7 protein-coding genes and 2 pseudogenes are annotated in these 8,559 nt (G+C 58.3%); 2 read left to right on the top strand and 7 right to left on the bottom strand.

The genetic code is table 11. From position 1 onward, the window contains the following. A pseudogene (locus C7G61_RS39405) lies at positions 1–405 on the top strand (host specificity protein); the annotation flags it as partial. A gap of 683 nt (positions 406–1,088) precedes the next feature. On the opposite strand, the gene C7G61_RS39400 reads toward C7G61_RS39405, so the two are convergent. Then, positions 1,089–1,268, bottom strand: a complete 180-nt coding sequence (locus C7G61_RS39400) for a hypothetical protein (protein ID WP_108522984.1) — start codon at positions 1,266–1,268, stop codon at positions 1,089–1,091. 683 nt (positions 1,269–1,951) lie between these two features. On the opposite strand from C7G61_RS39400, the gene C7G61_RS47670 reads away from it, so the two are divergent. Continuing rightward, positions 1,952–2,371 carry a DUF7694 domain-containing protein gene (locus C7G61_RS47670; RefSeq protein WP_108522989.1) on the top strand — a complete coding sequence of 140 codons (420 nt, stop codon included), beginning with the start codon at positions 1,952–1,954 and terminating at the stop codon, positions 2,369–2,371. 1,249 nt (positions 2,372–3,620) lie between these two features. On the opposite strand, the gene C7G61_RS39385 is transcribed toward C7G61_RS47670, so the two are convergent. From C7G61_RS39385 to nodS, 6 genes and pseudogenes are all read right to left on the bottom strand, one after another. Beyond that, entirely contained in the window at positions 3,621–4,226 is a 606-nt protein-coding gene (locus tag C7G61_RS39385; RefSeq protein ID WP_108522982.1) for a plasmid pRiA4b ORF-3 family protein, read from the bottom strand. Continuing rightward, positions 4,223–5,787: pseudogene (gene tnpC / locus C7G61_RS39380) on the bottom strand (IS66 family transposase). The gene C7G61_RS39385 and the pseudogene tnpC overlap by 4 nt, the downstream one beginning before the upstream one ends. A 52-nt stretch (positions 5,788–5,839) precedes the next feature. Then, positions 5,840–6,193 carry an IS66 family insertion sequence element accessory protein TnpB gene (gene tnpB / locus C7G61_RS39375; protein WP_108522981.1) on the bottom strand — a complete coding sequence of 118 codons (354 nt, stop codon included), beginning with the start codon at positions 6,191–6,193 and terminating at the stop codon, positions 5,840–5,842. Next, positions 6,187–6,609: an IS66-like element accessory protein TnpA gene (tnpA, locus tag C7G61_RS39370; RefSeq protein WP_108522980.1), complete on the bottom strand. Its 423-nt coding sequence runs from the start codon at positions 6,607–6,609 to the stop codon at positions 6,187–6,189. Before tnpA ends, tnpB begins: the two co-directional genes overlap by 7 nt. A 391-nt stretch (positions 6,610–7,000) precedes the next feature. Continuing rightward, positions 7,001–7,420: a transposase gene (locus C7G61_RS39365; protein WP_108522979.1), complete on the bottom strand. Its 420-nt coding sequence runs from the start codon at positions 7,418–7,420 to the stop codon at positions 7,001–7,003. 73 nt (positions 7,421–7,493) lie between these two features. Next, the gene (gene nodS / locus C7G61_RS39360) at positions 7,494–8,093 is read right to left on the bottom strand and encodes a nodulation methyltransferase NodS (protein ID WP_108522978.1); all 600 of its coding nucleotides are present in this window, start codon (positions 8,091–8,093) and stop codon (positions 7,494–7,496) included. Between the last annotated feature and the right edge of the window lie 466 nt (positions 8,094–8,559).

Genomic DNA, 8,559 nt, shown 5'->3' with positions numbered 1-8,559 from the left:
CTCCGGGTTACTCATCCGCTCGTCGAGAACGCAGGCGATGTTCTGCTGGAACATCAACTTCGGCTTGACGGCAAGCGGGCGTTGGTCATGTCGCGTCCTGCCACGGATGAGGTGAAGCCCCGTCTAGAGCAGATGGGTTTTGTTCACGTGGGGGACAATGAAGATGACAATGAATATGTGCTTGACCCTAGGCAGCATCCCGACAAGTGGACGCTGAACGAGGAGGGAAACTGGCAGCGGGTGGACAAGCCTCGGCTATATCTCTCCAAAGTTGAGAGTAGTGATGACGAAAACGAAGGAAGTGTCGAGAAATATTCGGGCGAAGAATACATCGAAACGGATTCGTCGGGGGACGATCCTACTTGGTACTTCGACCGGCTCAATTTAGGCCCGGGGACTGGCTAGCAGAAGTCGCGCCGGGTGCGGCTTGGCCTGAAAGTGGCCGACTTCTCGTAGCGGCATGCACCGGGAAGGGGCGCTGCAACGGGAGCGCCCGCCACGCGCGGGTGTGCTCTCGATGCGGCGCGCGAGCGGAATAAATTGGAAGCGGCGGCGGTTCTCGAATTTGCCGGCAGAGCAGCTTCTTTGGAAGACCTAGTCAGCTGCTCTGAGCTGCTTTTTGCCTCATTGGCAACTCTCTGGGATTTGAACGCTCCACGCATCGATGCGTTGCGCGATCTTGCAGGGCGCTTCGCGGACGATCAATTGAGGTGTGCCTCCTCATGACCGCCAACGGCCAAGCCGAATGTCGCTGCCGACTGCGATCTGCGGCTTCAACGACATTAATCCGGCGCGCTAGGGGAGGAGCAAGCGATGAAACCAGTCTGGGTCTAGATCGATGAAAAACACCCGCGCGTGATGCAAACCAGATCGCGCTGTTCGTGGATCAATACCGCCAATTGTCTGGACACTTGGTCGTCGAGCCGAGGAGGGGCTCAGCTGCTCGCAGCTCCGCTTTCCGCGCCTCATCCAGACGTCATTCACGGATAGCGAAATGTCTTGCCCCTCAATTGCTGATCTTAGTGCTCGCTGGGACGCCATTTCGCGATGCTCTGCCTGCACATTCTTGTTTAGTGGACCGCTTATCCTCAGTCAAGGGCTGCTTCGATCGCTCCCAATTCAGTATCGTTGCAGCAGTTCTTGAGTATGTTGGAAGACGGCGCGAGTGAGCGCAGCGCCAAGCCAAGCTTGCGCAGCGTTTCAATGATGCGCACTGCGATCTCATCACGAGTGGCATTCAGAACTGTATCAAAGGGCGATTTGAACATTGGTCTGTTCGTCGATAAAGCGTCTGAGGTGAGCATCCTGCGGAAGCGCAAGGGGTCGCCGTCAATTGCCGTTACATGTTACAGCCGACCCGACTGTGCGTTGGCGCGGCCGCTCGCTGGATCCCTTCACCAGCTGTTTAGCGCTTGGTAAGTGTAAGCAGCGAGCTCGTCGGCTCGAAGAACATCTCGAGCGATTGCGACTGAGGCTTGGGAGAAGCCTGGCTCGTCCGGCCACTTGCCGAGACCGTTCACCAGGTTCGACGGGCACCGCTGCGCCTTCGACGGTGGGATCGAGCTCGGAAACGGTCGCCTTATGATCCTGGCATTGAAGGGGGCTCATTCCGTCGGCCGGCCGTGACTGAACTGGAAGAGCAGCTGTTTCCGACGGTGCGTTGATGTGGTGAGGTAAAAAAGGAAGATCTGGTGCTCTGAACCAAACGCGCAAGCTGAAAAGCACCATTGTGACCAAATCCGTGAGGAAACGTACGCGCTCTTCTCAGTAATGGTGAAGGAGATGGCGAAAGTTTGTACCGGCCTCTCGATGGAGGTTCTTTACCGGTTCAAGGAGAAACGAGCGCCCGGTTGCATGTGCTTGCCGGCATTGGAAGCGGAAGAAGAGAGATGATCTACACTACGGTTTGCTCAGCAGTTTGTTCGAAATCAAGCGAGGCAAAGGAGGCGACGTGAGAGCACAAGTTCTAGAAAAGCTCGAGGCTGGCCGCGTACAATATGGCCAATTCGCCAGCGCGCCGGAGTCAGGTGCTTGCGGCCTCTTTTTTGTTCAGGGGCCTTGTGGCTGCAAGCTCAGGATAGTCGGACTTGTTCGCCCAGGTTGGGAGCATGTCTCCGTCTCTACGCCGCGACGTTGTCCGAACTGGGAAGAGATGTGCTTCGTCAAAGACCTGTTTTGGGATGAAGAGGAGTGCGTGATGCAGCTGCATCCTCCTCATTCGCAATACGTGAATAACAGCCGGTATTGCCTGCATCTCTGGAAGCCGACTCGTCGGGACATTCCAATGCCACCGGCTAGCTTCGTAGGCGTCGTCGGGCTTGATCCATCTGAAACGGCAATGTTGCTTGCACAGATTGGGGGGCTATCATGAGACCCGTATTACTACAACGATTTGAGGGCCCCAACAGGGGGCGCCGCCGCATCTATTCCGGTAGGAACGACAACTGCGATAGACGAACAACTCTCTTCAATACACTAAGATGCTTGTTGATGTTTGTTCGGGGAGTTTTCAGATCCCTTCGGCTGATCAACAAGGGCTGGGACTCCCGCCAGACGATATCGTTGCCGTGGGGAAACTCGTCAGCTTGGCGTCAGCTCGCATCCTTAGGGTGCCGATCCGTCAATAGGCGGTGAACGATTAGCCTTATCACGCATCGAGAAGAGCAGCGGGTTATAGCGAGCATGTCTGGCCCTACGGAGGACACGGCACGTCTGGATTGGGTGCCGTTCTGGTTGCGATCGGCATTGGATATAGCCGCATTGTGCTGTGTGGCGTGCCTTGTGATGACGGCCGTTATAATAATGACGAGCCTTTTTGGCGGCGTACTGCTTTTGCTTCATCTGAGGCGGCGGGCTCGGTGTGTGCAAATCGCAACGTCTATTGTGGAAGGTGAACCAGATCGCTTTCGAGCCAAAAATGAGAAGCATGTCGGACCGCACCAAGAAGTAGTTGGGTGGCGCACACAAACTCGACCCGCAGCCTCAGGAGATACGATCGAGTAGAACCCGCAGTAGTCGACCGCCTGAAAACAGCAGATCGCGCCACATGAGATGCGCTCCTGTCATAGTTTCAACTTGCAAGAACGGGGAAACGGGTTCGAGCCTCTGGACTGGCGAGGAGGTCAGCCGATGCCGTTGCACTGCATCAATGAGGCGCGCCTGAGCAGGGTAGCGCCTCTCAAAGCAGAGAGTATACTCATCGCAGCGTGCCTCAACACTGAGTACCGTGACACAAGCTCAATCCGGCATACGGTCAATGAGCTAGCGCGTGGCTGCCTCGCGGGCGCTGACTACACGATTGAGGATACATATGTTCTTACGTTGGTGTCGGTAAGAAGGGTGGCAGGAATCTACAGGGCGGATCGTCTTAGGGATTCATGCATAGATCAGCCACGCCTCGTGGCGGTCTGAGCTTGAGACGGAGCTGGTTGATATCTGATCGCGCACCGCCGCTCCGAAGTAACCAGGGGTCGAGAATGATGGGCGGAGAGCAGCTCGTTCAAGGGCTTAAGGAAGCAGGAACAAGGGCGCGCAGGGAATGTCAGATATTTGTGTAAGAGGCCTCTGTGAAGCTGGATTGTAAGCGTAGCTTTGCGGCCGTTTTGATTGGCGCTTGACGTCTATTTTGGCCGGGTGGCGCGTCGCCGCGCGGCATTCCATTGGTCGGACAATGCGTTGACGGCGGCCTCGAGCGCCTTCCGGTCGACGACGTTGGGATCGAACCGCTCCGGGCCCCAGAGGCACATATGTTCGTGCTCCGGATGTGCGGGGTCGCTGATGCCATCAAGGTATTCGGCATAGCCTGGCGCACCGCCGACGTCTTCCGGAGGACAACGACCGGCGGCCTCGAGCAAGAGGGGAAGTCCCTCTGTCGTCGTGTTGTCGAACCATTTTTCGAGCTTGATCACATGGCCCCAGCTGTCGCCGAAGTCATAGAGATAATGGATCGTCTTGGCGCCGGTCTCTTGAACGATGTCGGAGAGCCGCGCCTTGCGGGCATCGATAGGCTGGGGGCCAAAATCACCGTCGGGATCCGGGATTCCCCAACGTTCTTCGCCAGCGTGGAACTCGAAGAGGTGGCTGTTTGTCCAGCCAAACGCCGCCTGAAGCGTCAGATGCAGCCGATCAAGGCGCAGGGTGACAGGCACGACAAGGCGACGCATCACCTCCGGTTTCACGTCCTTGAGGTTCACCTTGATCCGGACCGCGGTCGTGTTGAGGCTCATGCCGCCAGCCTCGGATCGTGTGCATGCATCTTATAGGTCGATGCCCAGGGAAGCAGTTCGTCCAGTCGCGCCGCAGGCCAGCCATTGACGAGCTTCGCGAGAACGTCAGCAAGCCAGTGCTCGGCGCTGACGCTATTGAGCTTACAGGTCTCGATTAACGAAGCTAGTACTGCCCAACTCTCGGCGCCCTCGTCGCAACCGGCAAAAAGGGAGTTCTTGGCGTTGAGCTTGATCGGCCGCATCGCACGCTCAACCGCATTCGTGTCCATCTCGATGCGCCCGTCATCAAGGTAGAGCGTCAGGCCGTCCCAATGACGCAGCGCATAACGCAAAGCCTTCGCCGTGTCGCTCTTCTGCGCAAGGTGATCAAGCTTTGCCTCAAACCACTGCTTCAGGGCTGCAGCCAGAGGCCGGGCATGTGCTTGTCGGCCAGCGCGGCGTTCGGCGTCAGACCGGCCGCGGAGGGCTTTCTCTATCGCGTAAAGCTGGGCGATGCGCTCGAGGGCCTCGCGGGCAACCGGAGCCGGCGCCGGAGCAGCCTCGCGCTCGATCTTCACAAACTGGCGCCGCAGATGCGACCAGCAGAAGGCAAGCGTGCCGGAGAGTGCGTCCGCACGCGTCGTTCGGGTCATGGTCTTGTAGGCCTCATAGCCATCGCAATGGATGATGCCGCAATAGCCCTCAAGCAGTCTCAAGCCATGAACGGCCCCACGGCCCGGTGCATAGGCGTAAACCACGCCAGGTGGGTCAGGTCCGGCCCAAGGCCTGTCATCGCGCGATAGCGCCCAGAAGTAGCCGGTTTTGGTCCTGCCGCGCCCCGGATCCAGTACCGGCGCCGGGGTCTCATCGACACAGAGCTTCGAGGACTCGAGCAAAAGCTCGCGCAGACGATGCCACAAGGGCTTCAATTCCTGGGCGGCATAGCCGACCCAGAAGGCGAGCGTGGAACGGTCGATGGCGATACCGTGCGTCGCCAGCATCTGCGCCTGGCGGTAAAGCGGCAAATGCAATGATACTTGGCATCGATCACATGCGCGACGAGTCGCTCGGTGGGCAGTCCCCCCTTGATCAATCGTTCGGGCGCGGCGTGCTGGAGGACGACGCCATGACAGGCGCGGCAGGCCAGTTTGGGCCGGCGGGTCACAATCACTCGGTATTGAACCGGAACGACGTCGAGCCTTTGACTCTCATCGCGGCCAATCTCAACGAGATCGCCCTTGCAGGACGGGCAACAGGTGTCAGCCGGCAGCAAGGTTTCGACGATGCGCGGCAAATGCTCCGGCAGCTTGCCACGATTGGCCCTGCGCTTGGCAGTTCTCTTCTCGCAGGTTCTGCGATTAGCGCGATCCTCGGCTGCTTCGAGAGCCGCGACGGCTTCTTCGATGTCCTCCAAAACAAGCTGAAGCTGATCAGCGTCCAACTTTTCCGACGATCGACCGAACTGCGCATCTTTCGCAAGCTTGAGCAACCGCTCGAGCTTGGCGCAGCGATCCAGCAGAGCCGCGGCAAAGACACGCAGCTCTGCTGGATCGCTCGGCAACTCGTCAGGCAAATCACTCATTGGCCCGAGTCTGCCATGCTTCGCTCCCCGATGCAGCGAAGATTTTATATCTTCACGCAAGCGATTTCGGCTGCGGGATTCGAGGCGCGTGCATGCGCGTCCAATCCATGCCGGCCAGAAGCGCGGACAACTGCGCGGCATTCATCCGCATCACGCCGGCCACGATGGGAGGCCATTTGAAGCTGCCGCCATCGAGCCGCTTCCAGTACATCACAAGGCCGGTGCCATCCCAGACGACAATCTTCACCCGATCGGCGCGCTTTGCACGGAAGACCACCGCCACCCCCTTCATCGGGTCATGGCCCAGCGTCTCCTTCGCCAAGAGCGCCAAGCCATCCGCAGCCTTCCGGAAGTCCACAGGTTGGGTCGCAACGTAAATCGTGAGGCTCGCGGGCAGCGTCAGCATGAACGTGTCCGTCGGAGTGCCATGAACACATCGCTCAACACAGAAAGGCCAGGCGTTCCGCGCACTTCCACTCGTGCCCCCTGGAACTCGACCGTAACAACTGCTGCTTCCCGCGATCCCGAGGGCTCCGCGGTCGCTGGTGGCGCCGATTCCGACACCAAAGGCACGAACGATAATGTATCCGCCGGAGCCGGCAGCACCAATTGGCCTAAACGCGCTCGGCGCCGCCAGTCATGCACCTGCTGTGGCCGGCAGCCATGACGGCGTGCGATATCCGTTACAACTGCGCCTGGCTCAAGGCTTTCCTCGACAATCCGTGCCTTCAAATCATCCGGCCAGTGCTTTCGACCTGCACCAGCATACACTTCGATACGCGACGACAACGGTCGTCTTATGTCGTCAGAATGGTCGTCCATTGTGAGCACCCTTGCCGAAGATGACTCTTCTAACGGTGCTCCCAAGTCTGCGCACAAACAATCTGAAGGGCCTCGGCGCCACGCTTACGCTGGATTGCAGTCGTTTCTGGCATCAGCCGGACATTGTCATTTGATCCTATGGTGGCTAAACAGTGGCCGGGCAGCAAGCTCTGTCAAAGCCGCAGCCGTCGCAGGCGGGGGCCGCAGGCCCGCCTTTTCAGAGCTTGCTGATCGGCCAAACTCGGTCCGCCGGATAAGGCGGACATTTTGGTCATCGCGCTGATCCCGGAAAACGCGAGCCGAAGTGAATGGCGAACTGGCCCATGGCGGCAGTCCACTCGACACCTCGCCGCCACCTCAATCCGGCGTTCTTGTGCGAGATAAAGCAGCTTCAACGCGTCGTCGTCGTTGGGAAACTGCCGCGGGTCTTAATGATCTTTCGCAAGCTAACGCGCGCGTAGAGGCTCAGGATTTTGTCGTCGAAGCCGTCGAACGGGTCTGGCCCTTGGCGATCAATAGCGGCTCGAACCTGCCCGACCCGGTCGCGTGGCAAAGCTATATCGATCTCGCCGTCCTCGGTCAGGATCGTCTTCGCGCTGGTCCCGTTACGGCTATTGCCGCTGCCGCGGCCGGCCGGGTCCCCCTTCTCGTAGCCAAGATGATCGCTCAGCTCCGCACCAAGCGCCCGCTCAATCAGCGCCTTCTTCAGCTGCTTGAAAAGCCCGTCCGTACCTGTGAGGTCTTCGGGCTTCTCATAGTTAGCAAGCAGTTGATCCAGTAGTTCAGGTGTAAACGTCGTCTCGGTCGTCATGTGAGTCTCCTCGGTAAGGTAAACTAACAGAAGCCTGCTTACACATTCTTTCTGACACCCTCTTGAGCCGGCATCAATTCGGCTTCCGAAAGCAGGAGATCAAGCAGTCTTCGTTAGCCGACTGACCTTGGCAACTCACTCGCTCGACTTCGACCAACGATTCCTTCAACATGAGCATGCAAGTCTCAGCTCCAGCGGCATGGCCCCAACGCCTGCAGTTGGTATCTCGGGCTGACCCAAAAACCAGCTGTCCATCTGGCGCCAGCATCTGCACCAACTTGCGGATAGTCGCACGCATCTCGGCCACGCCTCCAAGATAGTAGAGGACTTCGGCCAGTACGATCAAATCAAACCGCTCGGCGGTCGAAAACTGCTGAACGTCCGAAGTCATCCAGGTTATGTGCGACCACCGTTTCGTCCGCAGGCTAGCTCGACGAATCGCTTGCGGCATAACGTCGATGACTGTGAGCCGTTTGCAATGAGGTGCTAGTATTTCCGTAAATGCGCCGGCCGCGCACCCGACCTCGAGGGCGTGCGAAATCACGCCTTGCGAAAGCGATAGCCGGAGCATTTGCGAGTGACGCTCGCGTTCGAATGGATTACCGTCGAGCCTCCACGGATCGTCGGCGGCTAGTTCCTGCTCTAGCGATTGATGCTTGCTGTCCGAACTCATGAGTCACCTACCTACTGAGAATGCACGATCGGGTGCCCGTGCCGATGCTGTCAAACGAGACCAGCCTCGAAGAACTACGGGAAAGCTCCGCCTCCGCGGGACTACCGACCATTGAAGAGCCTCCAGTCCAGCTTTCGCAGACCTCATGAGCACCTCGTCAGTCCCAATCCAGTACGGCGCACACCAGGACGCAGCTGGGCAATCATCCGTTCGCGCTTGCCTATCATCCAGCAACTGTGTTGAAACCACCAGTCATTTCACACGCATTTTCCTGATTGATGCTTGAGTTAGCCAGCGTCTGACTATGGGGATTGCGGCAAAATTGGTAAAATCTATTGTTTGGATGGAACATATCCAGTCCGGTAATGGTCCGCGAAGAACGCATTGGCGTTAAGTGCATGATGATCCGGCCGTCTTGACGTAGCAGCACATGCTGAACGGCTCCCACGCGTTGGTCCGGCGAAGA

Origin of the sequence: Bradyrhizobium algeriense (assembly GCF_003062295.1) — a bacterium.
Lineage (GTDB): Bacteria > Pseudomonadota > Alphaproteobacteria > Rhizobiales > Xanthobacteraceae > Bradyrhizobium > Bradyrhizobium algeriense.
Note: the sequence above shows the minus strand (reverse complement) of the source record. Positions and strands in the feature narration are given on the sequence as shown.